Annotated in this window: 17 protein-coding genes and 3 pseudogenes; 16 read left to right on the forward strand and 4 right to left on the reverse strand. The window is 33.8% G+C overall.

What is annotated here, in order from left to right; all coding sequences use genetic code 11:
• Positions 1-24: 24 nt before the first annotated feature.
• On the forward strand, positions 25-1,329 hold the full coding sequence (locus tag AC01GB_RS15310) for a hypothetical protein (RefSeq protein WP_474452579.1): 1,305 nt from the start codon (positions 25-27) through the stop codon (positions 1,327-1,329).
• 73 nt (positions 1,330-1,402) lie between these two features.
• Positions 1,403-1,612 carry a hypothetical protein gene (locus AC01GB_RS15315; protein WP_474452580.1) on the forward strand — a complete coding sequence of 70 codons (210 nt, stop codon included), beginning with the start codon at positions 1,403-1,405 and terminating at the stop codon, positions 1,610-1,612.
• Positions 1,613-2,138: 526 nt separating this feature from the next.
• Here AC01GB_RS15315 and AC01GB_RS15320 read toward each other — a convergent pair.
• Both AC01GB_RS15320 and AC01GB_RS15325 read right to left on the reverse strand, forming a co-directional pair.
• The gene (locus AC01GB_RS15320) at positions 2,139-2,783 is read right to left on the reverse strand and encodes a C45 family peptidase (RefSeq protein ID WP_474452581.1); all 645 of its coding nucleotides are present in this window, start codon (positions 2,781-2,783) and stop codon (positions 2,139-2,141) included.
• A 275-nt stretch (positions 2,784-3,058) separates the two neighbouring features.
• Positions 3,059-3,364 carry a hypothetical protein gene (locus AC01GB_RS15325; RefSeq protein ID WP_474452582.1) on the reverse strand — a complete coding sequence of 102 codons (306 nt, stop codon included), beginning with the start codon at positions 3,362-3,364 and terminating at the stop codon, positions 3,059-3,061.
• 646 nt (positions 3,365-4,010) lie between these two features.
• Here AC01GB_RS15325 and htpX point away from each other — a divergent pair.
• Positions 4,011-4,895 carry a protease HtpX gene (htpX, locus tag AC01GB_RS15330; protein WP_474452583.1) on the forward strand — a complete coding sequence of 295 codons (885 nt, stop codon included), beginning with the start codon at positions 4,011-4,013 and terminating at the stop codon, positions 4,893-4,895.
• 96 nt (positions 4,896-4,991) lie between these two features.
• Here htpX and AC01GB_RS15335 read toward each other — a convergent pair whose 3' ends face one another.
• On the reverse strand, positions 4,992-5,153 hold the full coding sequence (locus AC01GB_RS15335; RefSeq protein WP_474452584.1) for a DUF2594 family protein: 162 nt from the start codon (positions 5,151-5,153) through the stop codon (positions 4,992-4,994).
• A 348-nt stretch (positions 5,154-5,501) separates the two neighbouring features.
• Between AC01GB_RS15335 and AC01GB_RS15340 the strand changes: the two genes are divergently transcribed.
• The 4 genes and pseudogenes from AC01GB_RS15340 to AC01GB_RS15355 all read left to right on the forward strand — a co-directional run bounded on the left by AC01GB_RS15340 (position 5,502) and on the right by AC01GB_RS15355 (position 7,997).
• Positions 5,502-5,930: a universal stress protein gene (locus AC01GB_RS15340; RefSeq protein WP_474452585.1), complete on the forward strand. Its 429-nt coding sequence runs from the start codon at positions 5,502-5,504 to the stop codon at positions 5,928-5,930.
• 140 nt (positions 5,931-6,070) lie between these two features.
• Positions 6,071-6,507, forward strand: a pseudogene (locus AC01GB_RS15345) (universal stress protein).
• 233 nt (positions 6,508-6,740) lie between these two features.
• Positions 6,741-7,537: pseudogene (locus tag AC01GB_RS15350) on the forward strand (threonine/serine exporter family protein).
• Positions 7,528-7,997: pseudogene (locus AC01GB_RS15355) on the forward strand (threonine/serine exporter family protein). Before AC01GB_RS15350 ends, AC01GB_RS15355 begins: the two co-directional pseudogenes overlap by 10 nt.
• Here the strand turns inward: AC01GB_RS15355 and AC01GB_RS15360 are convergent.
• Positions 7,994-8,170 (reverse strand): hypothetical protein, encoded by a 177-nt coding sequence (locus tag AC01GB_RS15360; RefSeq protein ID WP_187290960.1) that lies wholly within the window; start codon positions 8,168-8,170, stop codon positions 7,994-7,996. The pseudogene AC01GB_RS15355 and the gene AC01GB_RS15360 overlap by 4 nt on opposite strands.
• A 270-nt stretch (positions 8,171-8,440) precedes the next feature.
• Here AC01GB_RS15360 and AC01GB_RS15365 point away from each other — a divergent pair, with 270 nt between their 5' ends.
• The 9 genes from AC01GB_RS15365 to AC01GB_RS15405 all read left to right on the forward strand — a co-directional run bounded on the left by AC01GB_RS15365 (position 8,441) and on the right by AC01GB_RS15405 (position 14,011).
• Positions 8,441-8,563, forward strand: a complete 123-nt coding sequence (locus tag AC01GB_RS15365) for a hypothetical protein (RefSeq protein WP_474452586.1) — start codon at positions 8,441-8,443, stop codon at positions 8,561-8,563.
• Between the two features lie 53 nt (positions 8,564-8,616).
• Positions 8,617-9,318 (forward strand): endonuclease, encoded by a 702-nt coding sequence (locus AC01GB_RS15370; RefSeq protein ID WP_474452587.1) that lies wholly within the window; start codon positions 8,617-8,619, stop codon positions 9,316-9,318.
• A 480-nt stretch (positions 9,319-9,798) separates the two neighbouring features.
• The gene (gene phoH / locus AC01GB_RS15375; RefSeq protein WP_474452588.1) at positions 9,799-10,590 is read left to right on the forward strand and encodes a phosphate starvation-inducible protein PhoH; all 792 of its coding nucleotides are present in this window, start codon (positions 9,799-9,801) and stop codon (positions 10,588-10,590) included.
• 298 nt (positions 10,591-10,888) lie between these two features.
• On the forward strand, positions 10,889-11,110 hold the full coding sequence (locus tag AC01GB_RS15380) for a hypothetical protein (RefSeq protein ID WP_474450795.1): 222 nt from the start codon (positions 10,889-10,891) through the stop codon (positions 11,108-11,110).
• On the forward strand, positions 11,104-11,367 hold the full coding sequence (locus AC01GB_RS15385) for a two-partner secretion domain-containing protein (RefSeq protein WP_474450794.1): 264 nt from the start codon (positions 11,104-11,106) through the stop codon (positions 11,365-11,367). The genes AC01GB_RS15380 and AC01GB_RS15385 overlap by 7 nt, the downstream gene beginning before the upstream one ends.
• Positions 11,368-11,391: 24 nt before the next feature.
• Complete coding sequence (locus AC01GB_RS15390) at positions 11,392-11,952, forward strand: hypothetical protein (RefSeq protein ID WP_474450792.1); 561 nt, start codon at positions 11,392-11,394, stop codon at positions 11,950-11,952.
• 123 nt (positions 11,953-12,075) lie between these two features.
• Positions 12,076-12,420 carry a hypothetical protein gene (locus AC01GB_RS15395; protein ID WP_474450790.1) on the forward strand — a complete coding sequence of 115 codons (345 nt, stop codon included), beginning with the start codon at positions 12,076-12,078 and terminating at the stop codon, positions 12,418-12,420.
• Positions 12,421-12,973: 553 nt separating this feature from the next.
• Positions 12,974-13,402: a hypothetical protein gene (locus AC01GB_RS15400; RefSeq protein WP_474452589.1), complete on the forward strand. Its 429-nt coding sequence runs from the start codon at positions 12,974-12,976 to the stop codon at positions 13,400-13,402.
• A 33-nt stretch (positions 13,403-13,435) separates the two neighbouring features.
• Positions 13,436-14,011: a hypothetical protein gene (locus AC01GB_RS15405; RefSeq protein ID WP_474452590.1), complete on the forward strand. Its 576-nt coding sequence runs from the start codon at positions 13,436-13,438 to the stop codon at positions 14,009-14,011.
• Positions 14,012-14,118 lie beyond the last annotated feature (107 nt).

Below are 14,118 nucleotides of genomic sequence, written 5' to 3' on the forward strand. Positions count from 1 at the left end.
AACTCCATTTTTACAAGGATTTTTATGTCTATAACTTTTTTAACATCAGATATAAACTTAACATTGAATAAGTCAAAATTTAATCAAGTTTTGACTGCTGATACCTTAGAAAAAGCGACTAAGATAAATAACTTATATGATTTTATTGATAAAATTATTGACTGGTTTAACGGGGGAGTAAAACATGAAACAATAAAAGATTTATTCTTTGCTATTCAAGATATTAAAAATGAAGATACAATTAGTCCTGAATTTAATCGTTTAGAAAAATTCATAGAACTTAGAAAATTAGCCGATCCAGAACATCAAAGTAAATTTACATTAGAAATAAGTGAAAAAGATGTTAATGATGATTGGGGGTATAAATTAAAGATAGATGATTTTACATTGTATTCGTGTGATAAGGTTTTCGAGAAAACAAAATCTTACGAAGAACGAGCTAAACTACCGTTTTTTTGCGCTAAAAAAACCATGATGGAAGTTGAAGGAGTTTATAATAAATTTAAAGATACATTAGAAGATCAGGAGTCTGATTCATTTAAACGAATTATTACTGAGAATATAGAGCATTATCAGATTGCACAGAATAAATACCATCTTAACGAAGAAGAAAAAAAAGTTTTTCATGAGGAATTATCCTATATAAAAGTTGGAAAAACTACATTTCCAATGTTGTGGAATACTAAAGAAATAATCGAATTAAAAAATGAAGTAAATAATTTACATCTTGAGCTAAATAAATTAAAAAAATTAGCTACTCTTTCTGAAAACATATTAACCATGTATAGCAGAATAGATAAAGATAAAATATCTAAAGCAACGGAAATAAAATTGAATGAAAAAATTTTAGAGGCTTATGACATAAGGGAAATAAAAGATTATATAGAAAAATTAAAAGATGATAGTGTTATCTTACAAAAAATAATAAATAATAACTTTTTATTATTACCAACAACCCACGACGACACTACGTTAGTTCTCTTAAATAATAAGAATGCTATTGAAATTCTTAAGAACTCAATTATAGAAATAGCATCTTTTGCAAAGAATAAATTAATGAAACTCGCCACTAAAAATTTGTATATAAAACAAAGAGAAAAGCTTTCATATTTTGAAACGAAATTAACTAACTTATACTATTTACTACTAGAGCTTGAAAAAGTACCAGGATACGAGAATATAAAAGAAGCACCCTGGGTACATGATATGATTCGTCAGTTATTAATACAGGTAAAACCAGAGCATTTGCAATTAACAAAACTATTATCGCCTGAATATTTAGCATGGAAAAAGAAGTTAACTATGTGGGGAGTCTTAATTAAGAAGTAACTGTTGGCTAGTGCCTGTCATCAAATACTTGATAAGCGTGTATGATTGTCTATTTTTGCATAGAGAGTAAGAGATGACGCGTTGCTATGCATTTCGAGATGATCAATGGGCTCGGATTGAGACATTGCTCCCTCAGGGTATACGGCAAGAAGGCCTACAGAAAGCACTTGAAGAAAAACACGAAATCGCCCGTCAGCTGCTAAAAAATGGGGTGGATAAAAAAATTATTCAACAATCAACCGGGCTTTCTGAGGCGCAGTTAAATACCCTGTGCAAGGATTAGATTTTATTTTTTATCCGAGATAAAGTTTCAGGCTTTAATCATATCCAAATACCTCAACAATTTAACGTGTGTCGTTTTTGATACAATACCTCTCAAATATTTTTTAACCTAATCTCTAAAAAAATACCGACTTAATTAGTCGGCATTTTTTCAGTGTGGTCGATATGTGGACATCGATAGAAATAAATCCTTTTATTTCATACATATAGTTAGATTAAATGACCCGGTTATTGCTGGTTTTTTAGTATAAAGAGTTTGTAAATGTTTAATAAAAATTTTCACATTAACTCAATATTATTTATCTTTACACTTTTCATCAGAAGAGATAACTTGCTTATTTAAGTGATTACTAGATCATTTTCGATATGACCTAAATGTAGTCGTCTAAATGACATATTAAAATATCGGTTTATTATTTATGTTTGATATTATTTATTTCATACTCACTCTCTATTAGCGACAAATTCTTTTATGGAATTAGTTTATATTTATTTTTAACTCACTGACAATATTTGGTAATAACAAATTAATTTACAAAGCAGACTTTAGTAAAATCCTGTAAGTTTGGTGACCAAGTCGTGCCATAGGTACATCCTGCTTTTAGATCATATATGATGGCATTGGTGGTAATAAAAGCATTTCCTTTATAGCCTTGCATCAAAATAGGTTTAATGCTAAATAAGTTTTTTAGTACATCGACACTTTTAGTCGGGCTATATATAGCGCGCAGTTTGGCGGTAGCAAGCCGCCACAAAGTATTGGCGGATAAGTTATCGAACAGTTGCCTGTTACCTTGGGCATCTTTTTTCACTAAACGTTTTTCTTCACCAATTGGGTGATTGGTATGGACAACATAGCCTTTCTTTGTTCCATCAATCACTTTATTACCTTTATTTGTTATTTCTATGGTAATAATTTGTTTTTTTAAATCGACAAAGCTAGGTGAATAAGCGCCATTTGTTTTTAGAGCAGCAAAAAGAGCAGGGACTTTATAAGCATTATCAATTTTAGCGGCGATTGCCATAATAACCGCACTAATAGGCCCGCCATTTTTTCCACTACCTTGACGCAAACCTTCGATAATATTTGTTGTGGTTGTTAGTTTTTTCCCATCACTATTGAGGTAAAGAAGGGGGTTGGAGCATGCACAATTAGTGTTGGACTCTGCCAAATAGCGCCCCAGCTTGAATAGGCAACATTCATATCTTGAATTTGACCTAAAATGCCGTTTGAACATCCTATCGAGGTGCATGCTGAGCCATTTTTTCAAGAGAATTATTGGTATTTTATTGAATTTTATTATAAAATAATCCGTCTTCTGACCAGGCAACTAAATAAATTTTCTCCAGTGTATGGTGTGTTGCGGTAGCGAGTCCTTGCCAAAAATGAATTAACTCAGGAAATTGTTTGCTTATAACAGCCAGATTTTGAATAATCGTATGTTGGTCATTGGGTGATATTTGTTTTTTTTACTAAACTAAGCTGCAAATTTATAAAATCCCCCATTACATCACGTTTGAATGCTTGTTTATAGCCGTCAACAATTTGTTGTCCACCATGGGTAGATAATCCTTCAAATGGTATAACCGGTGTCATTTTTTGATTAACATCTGTTATATTTGGATGAGAGTAATCACCAGTTAAATGGAATTCTGCGCCATTAAAGGTTTTTATAACATTATCATTTGGTATTGCTGTGGCATAATTAATTAAGATAAATAGTAAAATTATTACATAGATTAATTTTTTCATTATAGTTGCCTTAACAAAAATTTACTTTAATTTTGCACTTTTTTATTTTGTATTTATTATTTTATAAATTATTGTTTATGTAAGTTAATCGCTTCTCAATTTGGAAAAAATACTAAGTTTTATATAATTAATTTGTTTCGTAATAGTAGAATTTTTTTTATATTTTAATTAATTTTATTACTTATGAGTTAAATATTTAGTTAAAATATTAAAGTATATAATTGGGTTTATTTATATAATAACATTTAATATTTTTTAGCATATTATTAATGAGTTGTTATTAACTTAATGATTAATTAATAAAATATGAATATTATTTTTTTTGCTGACTAGTTAAGTCGTTTTTGCTTAGCTAAACCAATTTTTTTAATTTATTGAGTAAAAAAATAAGCCATAATTGACCCGCATACGGTTATTTTGTATAGTTTTTAACTATAGTGGTTTATAGAAAATAATAAGTTATATAAGAAAATTGTTGTTTTGAGATAATAAAAATGCCAGTTTGTGCTAGTTTTTTGTAAAAATGTAAAGTTGAGTGTTTTTTTCATATCTGCACAACAAAGGGCTTGAAAAGTAGTTAAAAAACATTATTTATATTACTAATTTAATGTTAATCATTGTTAATTAATAAAGGAAAGCAATTTTTATGATGCGAATAGCCTTGTTTTTACTTACAAACTTGGCAGTAATGTTTGTATTTGGAATTATTTTGAGTTTGACCGGTATCCAGGGACAAAGCGTTCCAGGGCTAATGATTATGGCTGGTCTTTTTGGTTTTGGTGGCTCATTTATCTCATTATTGATGTCAAAATGGATGGCATTACGTTCTGTTGGTGGGCAGATGATTGAAAGTCCGACAACAGAAACGGAACATTGGTTGTTAAATACCGTCAAGCGTCAGGCTGATCAAGCTGGCATAAAAGTGCCAGAAGTTGCTATTTATCATGCACCCGATATTAACGCTTTTGCCACCGGGGCTCGTCGTGATGCGTCATTGGTTGCTGTTAGTACAGGTTTGTTAGAAAGTATGGGACGTGATGAAGCCGAAGCGGTTATCGCCCATGAGATCAGTCATATAGCAAATGGTGATATGGTAACAATGACTTTATTACAAGGAGTAGTGAATACTTTTGTCATTTTTATTTCACGTATCATTGCTCAGCTGGCGTCTGGATTTTTATCAAATAGTAATAATGGCAATGAAAGTAGCCAGGGTAATCCAATGATTTACTTTGCGGTATCAATGGTGTTAGAAATTGTATTTGGTATTTTGGCCAGTATTATTACTATGTGGTTCTCGCGTTATCGTGAATTCCGTGCAGATGCAGGTTCGGCGCATTTAGTGGGTAGAGAAAAAATGATTGCTGCATTACAGCATTTGAAAACAAGTTATGAACCTCAGGAAGCTGGCAGTATGATGGCTTTTTGCATCAACGGACGTTCTAAATCTTTTAGTGAGTTGTTTTTATCCCATCCTCCTCTTGATAAGCGCATTGAAGCTTTACGTATGGGCACATATCTTAATCGGTAAAACAATAATCAATCCCACCTGATGAGGTGGGATTTTTATTAACTTCGATAGGCTGTTTTGATTTGTTCGATTATTCGTTGAAAAACTTCTGCTTGTTTAGGATCTCATAGCAAGAATTTCTTTTTCCATATTGAGTATAGCTCTTCCCGCATCGGCTTGATTTAGCGCTTTTAATATATAGGTTATAAAAGTTTTCAAGCAACTAATTTCAGTAGCAATGGTTTCCGTATCCGGTCTACTCGAGCAATCATTTGTCATTTTTTTGCCTCAATGAATTAAAAAATAAAGCAATAATTAATTTGGCGTATTTTACACAGTTGTGGAATTTTATATACGTCTTTATACAATTTTTTTAATTTAAATAATGTATTTAATATTATATTAACTATTTGATTTTAGTTTCTATAATATCTTGTGATTGCAATTATGTCGGACCTTTAAATGGCGAAGAATGGTAATCGAAAACAGGGTTGCTGTTAGGTGCAGCGATTATTGCCATTTAGGTAAAAATATTTAATTTATCCATGTAAAGATATTCACAATTATTTTATCACTTTTATCTTATACTTTAAAAGTTGGAGTAAAAGTTTTTAGATGGAGGTGTGTATGTATAAAGTTATTTTAGTAGCTGTTGATATTGCTCAAGAAGAACTAACGAGTAAAGCTATACGACAGGCTGTACAGTTTGCTAAAGTTTCAGGAGCTAAACTAAATTTTATCCATGTATTGCCTATTTCATCGGCAATCATAAATGCTTATGCTTTGGGATATATGCAAATAAAAGATCGTGCCACCCTAAAAGCAGAGGATGATATACAAAACCTACTTGAACCGATCGATCTACCCGCTGATCGCCTGGGCTATACTATTGCTTTTGGTTCTCCGCGTGATGAAATTGTCAGTCGCGCGGAAGAAATTAACGCTGATATCATCATCCTTGGTTCAAGAAGTCCCAATATAACAACTCATCTGTTAGGTTCGACAGCAGCGGGTGTTGTACGTTATGCAAAAACCTCTGTACTGGTGGTGAGATAACAATCAATCATCAAAATTACAAGTTAATTATTTATTATTTTAACAGCTAATTTGATCAATTTTATGGCTTTAGTGTGCAGTATTTTATATTAATGATAAAGGAAATTAAGATTTAGTGCTTATCGTTTGAAGGAGTAAATATGTATAAAATAATTCTCGTTCCAATTGATATCTCAGAAAAAGAACTAATAAAAAAATCATCAAACATGCGCTTTATATTGCTAGATTATCTGATGCTAAATTGCATTTCTTGCATGTTGCTCCTGATATGTCTCGTTATTCAATGAGTTATAGTTATTATTATGATTTATTAGCTAATTTTGCCAAGAAAACGTTCGAAAGTTCAGAAAAACAATTAAAACAAATAGTTAAGCATATTGACTATCCTAAAGAAAAAATTTCTTACTCGGTGGAGATGGGGTCACCTAGAGATAAAGTGTTATCAGAAGCAGAAAAAATAGGTGCTGATTTGATAGTAGTTGGCTCCCGTCGACCAAATATTGCCACGCATTTGCTAGGTTCGAATGCTTCGGCTAATGTTTCTAATGCCCCGATTTCGATATTGATAGTTCGGTAGATATTATTATAATGCAAAAAATTAGTTAATTTACCTGATTGTTAGTTGAGTTAATTATAGTCAATGAAAAAAATCGTAGTAATTATTTCGTTGTTGTGAATCAGATTATTTGTGAAAAGTATTGCTAATTTTGATTTAAAAAGAGCGCTATTAATTATGTTGTCTGCTACTGAACAATAACTTAATCGCTATCATTACTATTAATAAAATTCTGCAGGTGTATAGGCTATAAAATGGAATATATTGAATCTAATTATCATACTGAAACAGAAAGGCAGAGAAAAATTACTTGCCTTTGTATTCAATGCACTCAGCTCCTTTTTCAATATGGCGCTGAAAGTATCTTAGTGGAACAATTATCAACCCGATTAGGTATTGCCTAGGCGTGGATCAAGTTGATAGCGCAATATCTTCTAATGCGATTGTTTTAACAACTGTAATTAACGGTCGCTGTATGACGTCAACCCGTAAAAATATTGATCATGGCATAAATATGCATGTGGTAACTAAGGTTCAGCACACGGTGATATTGGCTGAATATAAATTGTTAGATTGCGATAAGGTTCAGCAGCGTCTGGCTGAAATAAAACCACTACGTTATCCTCGTTGGTTACTAGTGCTTATGATCGGATTATCCTGTGGCTGTTCTTGTAAGCTGAATGGGGGTGGCTGGGATGGTTGTTTTGTCACTTTTATTGCCAGCGGTTGTGCAATGTACATTCGACAAATTCTTACAGCCCAATATATGAATCCATTGATTAATTTTTGTATTACCGCCTTTGTGGCTACTACAGTATCTGGTTTTGTATTAAATATTCCTTATTTTTCCAATGCATCGACGATTTCAATGGCAGCCAGTGTTTTACTGTTAGTTCCTGGATTTTCATTAATTAATTCTGTGACAGATATGTTTAAAGGTCATATTAATACTGGATTAGCGCGTTGGGCAATGGCTAGTTTGCTGACATTAGCAACTTGTATCGGTATAACCATGGCTATGGCGGTTTGGGGATTAAGAAATTGGGCATAATATTTTTACTCACCTTAATTGAAAAAATGTTATTAGCTGCCATACCTGCAGCTGGTTTTGCCATGGGCTTTAATGTGCTAGTATGGGCGTTGAAATATTGTGCTTTGCTGGGGGCTATTGGTTATGGTTTTGTATGATACTGATGGAAATGAGCTTTAGTATTGAATGGGCAAGTTTTTGCGCGGCAATTTTTATTGGCATTATTGGTATTCAATGGTCACGCTGGTGGTTGGCGCATCCCAAAATGTTTACTGTTGCGGCGATTATTCCTATGTTTCCAGCTATAAGTGCTTATATAGTGATGATATCGTTAGTAAAAATTGCTCATTTGGGCTATAACGCTGAGTTACTTGAGACATTAGTAACACATTTCATTAAAACCTTATTTATTGTCGGTGCTTTATTGGTTGGTTTATCTATTCCTGGACTATGGTTATATCGTAAACGTCCACGAGTTTAATCTTGTATTGAATTTAAGGTAATATCAAATTGTTGCTCACCGGATATTATAATTTGAATATTAAGTTCTTCTTCTGAATATTTAGCAATAATGACCTTAACATCATTTTCTTGAGCATGTTTTTTTGTCACATCAATTAATTCTTCTTTTAAATGTTTTATTAATGTATTCATTTTATTTTTAAATAGTTAGTTATATTTTTATACAAAAAAAAGATAAGGTTTTTATAGATATTCATCATATAAAATAAGAAAATAAAATTAAATTTTTTCATACAGTTGTCGATAATAATGAAAAAATTATATGACTAAAATAGTCGATTTATTTATTAATTTTAACCAGGATGTTAATTTTGAAATTAATACATTTTTTAACGGTAATAATTACCGTGATGGTAGTTTTTTGTGCGCCATTGAATTTATTAGAAACACCGATTAGTTTTGATGAAGCAAAAAAAAATTGCCCGTAATGAAATTTACTTTGATCAAACCAGCGGAAATCAAGGAACGCTCTATTGTGGATGTCAATGGCAATGGATGGGTAAAAGTGGTGGTAGGGTAGATTAAACTAGCTGTGGCTATCAAGTAAGAAAACAAATAAATAGAGCACAGCGAATAGAGTGGGAACATATTGTGCTGGCATGGGTATTTGGTCATCAGCGCCAATGTTGGCAAAAGGGGGACGAAAGAATTGTGTAATGACAGATCCTGTTTTTCGCGCCATCGAAGCCGATCTGTATAACATTGTGCCTTCTATTGGTGAAGTAAATGGTGATATAAGCAATTTTAATTATGGTCAACTAGCCTCGTCAGTTTTATCGCCTTATCGCCAATGCCAAAGCCGGGTGGATTTTAAAAATCGTATTTTTGAGCCTAGAAATGAAGTAAAAGGCCAGGTTGATCGTGTAATGTTCTATATGTATGACCGATATAATCTTACTATGTCAAAGCAACAACAGCTATTAATGGCCTGGGATCGACAATTTCCGGTTAATCGTTGGGAAAAGTTGCAAAATGAGCGAATTGGCAGAATTATCGGGCGCTATAACCCGTTTGTAACCGGTGAATTAACCTGGCAATTAGGTCATAGAAATCAGGCGGCCGGTTTGTCAGTTGCAACTGCTGAAATAGAAAAAAATCAATTAAAACAAAAAGTAATATTTCCGTTATGGCGCGCAATTATCTTACTGCCGCGATTGAAGGCAATCAAATTAGCCAAATATACCACTTTTCTCATTGTCAGGGATATAAGGTTTTATCAGCCAAAAATAGTATTGTTTTTGAAAATGAGCAGGCCGCTATTGCTGCGGGTTATCGATTAGCCAAAAATTGCCAGCGACAATAAAAAAACACTTATTATCAAATAAATAGCATATTATCAAGCTATTCAAATTAACTGCGGTTATTAATAAATTATCAGGTGACTTGAGGTAATTGTTTGCGTAATAAAGTTGACAGGCAAGCAATAATCGACAATATTTTTTGTATCAGAGATGTTAAAATATTTTTATAGTGAATTAATGGATATAAAATAATATTAAGCTCTTGAGGATGTTTTATAGTCGTAGTTCTGTGTTTGATGATGTTCAGAATAGGGGATATAGATGATAAAATGTTTAAAATATACTCTTCAGTCATTAACCGGTTATAAGTTATCCATAACATGCAAGATGGAGAAATTTGTAACCGGTTTTTTCATGAAAATCATAAAATTGGAGACAATCCTCTGTTTTAAATAGCTTTTTTGTATAGATATTCAAATATTATTACCATCGACATATAGACTATCGAAAGGTAAAACTATGAGTAGACAGAAAGCTGCAACAAGAGCACGCCGAGAATTAAGAAGATCTTTAAGAAAAGAGAGTCGCTCATCTCGTTTAAAAGAGATCAACAATGTGGCATCTTTTGCTGATTTTACAGGTATTGAAACCATTGGTATGGCATGTGAAACTCGTGATCGTTCCCCCATTATTCCTCGCAGTGAATCACAAAGAAAATATATTGAAGCTATTAAGTGGCAAAAATTGATTTTGGCAAATGGTGAAGCAGGATGCGGTAAAACATTTATTAGTTCTGCAATGGCTGCTGATGCTCTCATTAATAAAGAAATCAATAAAATTATTGTAACTCGCCCGGTTTTGCAAGCAGAGGAGGATTTAGGTTTTTTACCGGGTGATATGGCAGAGAAATTCGCACCTTTCTTTCGGCCGGTATATGATATTTTAGCCAAAAGATTGGGACACTCTTTTCTACAATACTGTCTACGGCCAGAAATAGGCAAAGTAGAAATTGCACCTTTTGCTTACATGCGTGGCCGAACCTTTGAAAACGCGTTTGTGATACTGGATGAAGCCCAAAATGTGACGGCTAATCAAATGAAAATGTTTTTAACTCGCTTAGGAGACAATGTGACTGTCGTCGTCAATGGGGATGTTTCCCAATGTGACTTTCCGTTAGGGATCATCTCTGGTCTGGAAGATGCGTTACGACGCTTTGATTGTGACGATTTGGTTACCATCGTGAAATTTACCATTGGTGATTGTGTCCGCTCTGAACTCTGCCACAAGGTCTTATTAGCCTACGAGCTTTGATAAACAATCTATAGTTAATTTGAATAGCGCTCAGATGATCTGAGCGCTATTTATTTGGCTAGCAAACAGCAACGATTTAATTTATTAAACATAAAATTATTTTTAATTTTAGGAGTAAAAATAAAATAGTATTAATTAAATTTAACATATTGAATTACAAATAAAAAATAATTATTAATATTTTGATAGCTAATTAAATTATTGATTATTATATATTGCCTATTAAATTTTTCTTTTCTATTTTGAAGAGGTAACTTTCATCCACATATTTATGTAAAAATAAAATATAGGTAATGCTATGAAAAATAAAAAGATTCGCTATAGCAGAAACATAATTTATTTCATCGCCAGTTATCCTCTGTTACCGGTTTTCAGTTCCACTGTCCAACCAGCGGATGAAAAAACTCAACTAACGGTTAAAAATCAAATTGCTGTCATCAATATAGCGGCACCTAATCGGGTGGGTATTTCTCATAATCTATATCAGCAATTTAATGTACCGCCACAAGGTGCATGCTGAACAATGCTAGCCAACCAGCGAAAAGTGAACTAGCCGGACAGCTGGCTAAAAATGGGCAGCTTGGTGAACAGACGGCCACTTTGATTATTAATGAAGTAACAGGTTCATCTTCTTCCCAACTAAATGGCAAGTTGGAAATTGCAGGCAAGAAAGCGGATGTGATCATCGCTAATCCTAATGGCATCAGTTGTGATGGTTGTCGTTTCAGCAATATTGGTGGATTAACCTTAACTAGCGGCCGGCCGACACTGAATTAACGAGGCGAATTCGCTCATTTAAGGGTGAAAAAAGGTGATATTACCATCCGTAATAAAGGGCTCTATAGTGGTAGCCAACAGTATACTGAAATGATCAGCCGTACTGTTACTATCAATGCCAGTATTCTGAGCAAAAATATTAGCTTGCTGCTAGGCATGAATGCGATTGACTATCAGACTGGAATAGTTTCTCAAATAACTAGCCCGGGCCTAAAACCCCAATTTGCGGTTAACATTACAGAGCCTGGTGGGATTTATGCTAATCGCATTAAAATCATTGCTACCGAACCAGACAGTGAAGTTAAGCTGGATAATATTAAAACCAGCGAAAGTGATTTATTTGTTTCTGCTAAAGGGGAACTGACGCTAGGTCATATTACCACTAACAGGCATTTAATCGCCAAAGCGCCAGCCATTATAATTCCGGCAACCAGTGAAATTTTATCTCAGCAAAAGCTATTACTTGAAAGCGATAGCCTGATTAATCAAGGTAAAGTAACGGCTAAACATTATATTCATCTATTTAGTAATGTTATCAGTAATCAAGGTGAAAGCGCTAAAATTACAGCTTATAATAATCTCTGACTACAAAAAAATGCTCAGGGTGAACTTTAAGTAAAAGGTTTGAAAATAGCGCGGCGACTATCTCAACGCAAACCAGTGACCTGTTCCTGAAAGCTAAACAAGTGATTAACTAAAGCAATAATCATGGAACAACGAATAACGCCGGATTGTAACAAGGTTAAAGCGTATGTTGTCAGGGCAAGTGGCGGTGGCCTGAATACAAGTGTCAACAAAAATCTAAAACCTAATTATCAGATTAATGGAAAACAGCGCTGGTTTGGTGAAATCGATGCTGTGTTTACGCAATTTGTTCAATTGGAGAAAACGGCCTACACATTAGCTTCCCCTCTGATGTTTGGTCGTCTTTCTGCCAGTAACCATCGCTATATTAAAAGTAATCTATTAGTCAATGATAATTATTTGCACAGGAAGCATATTACCGTTATTAATCAAAAACTGGGTGAAAAATTTGTCTGGGTAGGTTTATAAAATGCGCTAGATGTATACTTTACTGTACGGATCCTTACCTCAGCTGTAGCATTGGATACCTGCCAGATTATACTTATCAAGATAATGATTAGGATGACGTTTGTATCCGTTATTCTATCGATCAGGACCAATATCTTTCCTTTATACCGGCAGACAAAGCACCTGATGCATCATTTACTCTTGACATTAAGACACCTTAATACCCATTAATCAGCCGGAAATATGGCTTTGGCGGGATAACGATTTTTTATCGGCTAGATTTTCTGCTGGCAACAATCTGGTTATCACTGCGGATAAAATAGAATCCAATAAAACCTATCTGCTGGCACTTAATTCAGTGCGTGAATTACATGAAAAGTATGATTATGAACCTCTTTTAGCAGGCAGAAATATTACTTTAAATAGCCAACAGCTCAATGCATGATTATCAGCCCAGGCGGATAATAACCTGTCTATTACGAGTGAAAATATTGCGCTCAATAACAGCCAGCTTCGCGCTAACAACGAACTGAACCTAATAGCTAAGAATAACATTGCGCTAACGGATAGCAGCTTGTCTGGCCATAATGTGCCGCTGCTAAGTAAAAATGGTGCTATCAGCTATCAGCTATCAGCTATCAGCTATCAGGGTGCTGAATATGACCGCTACAATATTGCTGATTTATGGCCATTTGATTTGTTTACGGATGAAGAAGATATTAGTTACATAGCTATAGAATCAAAATATAACTTGATTGAGGGGAAAAACCGTTTGGATATGATTGCCAGAGAGGAGATCCAAATTGATAATAAAGTTATGCTGAATGTGCCTGTCATCAATATTACCACTAAAGGCAGTATTTATTTCAACAGCACGGAAAAAGAGTTATTTAAAAAACCGTTGCATTATGATCGATTAGCGCCACACTTGAAATCAATCTATGATTTACATGATAAAGAATATGAGCGTAAATACGACATAAAAAATAGTGAGCAAGATTAACCTAAATGGCAAAAAGCGCGCCATATTTCATTTATGAAAAATGAGGTGAAGGCTTTCGAGAAAGATTTCTCATTACAAGGTATAAATAATGAAAACTTTCTTTTTATTGTTTGGTTTGGCGCTAACGACCTTTACACGGCAGGTTTGCCTGCCACCGAGATGCACAAAGTGGCAATTAAAATTGCTCATAAGCGTAGAGAAGAATTAGTTAAAATTGTTGGTTTAAGTAATGCACACTTTATTTATATAAATATGGGACTTCCACTATCGGCTGCGCGTTATCAGGAGATGGTTAGTTCTGCCAAAGCGAAATATCAAACGTCTACCAACGAGAAGAAAGCTAAACGTATTTATGATGAAGTTAGGAGACAAATTAATAGCTTTGAAAGTGGGGCGATGTTATTTAACCACACACTAAGAGAGATTGCTGAAAGTAATGGCGATATGTGCGTGGATATGGCGTCATTACTGAAACCAGAATCGATGTTAAACCTGTATGAAAAGTTACATTTATCAGAAGGGGTGCAAGAAGTTGGAACCAGCAATCAATTTATCGATAGCTGTAATTACGATATTATTATGGGTCATAACAGTAAAGTGTCTACTTAAATTTGTGATGCACTGTGGGAAAGTGGTTACACTTTTGGCACGCTTCCGGTAACCAAGGGTTGTAATTATAGTGATACTCAATTTTGCACTCGGCTTTGATTGATTTA

It is taken from the genome of Candidatus Arsenophonus phytopathogenicus (genome assembly GCF_056113345.1).

Coding starts and splice junctions, on each gene's coding strand:
- AC01GB_RS15315 (WP_474452580.1), top strand. CDS start 1,403: ATGACGCGTTGCTATGCATTTCGAGATGATCAATGGGCTCGGATTGAG.
- AC01GB_RS15380 (WP_474450795.1), top strand. CDS start 10,889: ATGAAAAATAAAAAGATTCGCTATAGCAGAAACATAATTTATTTCATC.
- AC01GB_RS15335 (WP_474452584.1), bottom strand. CDS start 5,153: ATGACAAATGATTGCTCGAGTAGACCGGATACGGAAACCATTGCTACT.
- AC01GB_RS15395 (WP_474450790.1), top strand. CDS start 12,076: ATGGAACAACGAATAACGCCGGATTGTAACAAGGTTAAAGCGTATGTT.
- AC01GB_RS15405 (WP_474452590.1), top strand. CDS start 13,436: ATGAAAAATGAGGTGAAGGCTTTCGAGAAAGATTTCTCATTACAAGGT.
- AC01GB_RS15340 (WP_474452585.1), top strand. CDS start 5,502: ATGTATAAAGTTATTTTAGTAGCTGTTGATATTGCTCAAGAAGAACTA.
- AC01GB_RS15310 (WP_474452579.1), top strand. CDS start 25: ATGTCTATAACTTTTTTAACATCAGATATAAACTTAACATTGAATAAG.
- AC01GB_RS15365 (WP_474452586.1), top strand. CDS start 8,441: ATGAAGCAAAAAAAAATTGCCCGTAATGAAATTTACTTTGATCAAACC.
- AC01GB_RS15385 (WP_474450794.1), top strand. CDS start 11,104: ATGCTGAACAATGCTAGCCAACCAGCGAAAAGTGAACTAGCCGGACAG.
- AC01GB_RS15360 (WP_187290960.1), bottom strand. CDS start 8,170: ATGAATACATTAATAAAACATTTAAAAGAAGAATTAATTGATGTGACA.
- phoH (WP_474452588.1), top strand. CDS start 9,799: ATGAGTAGACAGAAAGCTGCAACAAGAGCACGCCGAGAATTAAGAAGA.
- htpX (WP_474452583.1), top strand. CDS start 4,011: ATGATGCGAATAGCCTTGTTTTTACTTACAAACTTGGCAGTAATGTTT.
- AC01GB_RS15325 (WP_474452582.1), bottom strand. CDS start 3,364: ATGAAAAAATTAATCTATGTAATAATTTTACTATTTATCTTAATTAAT.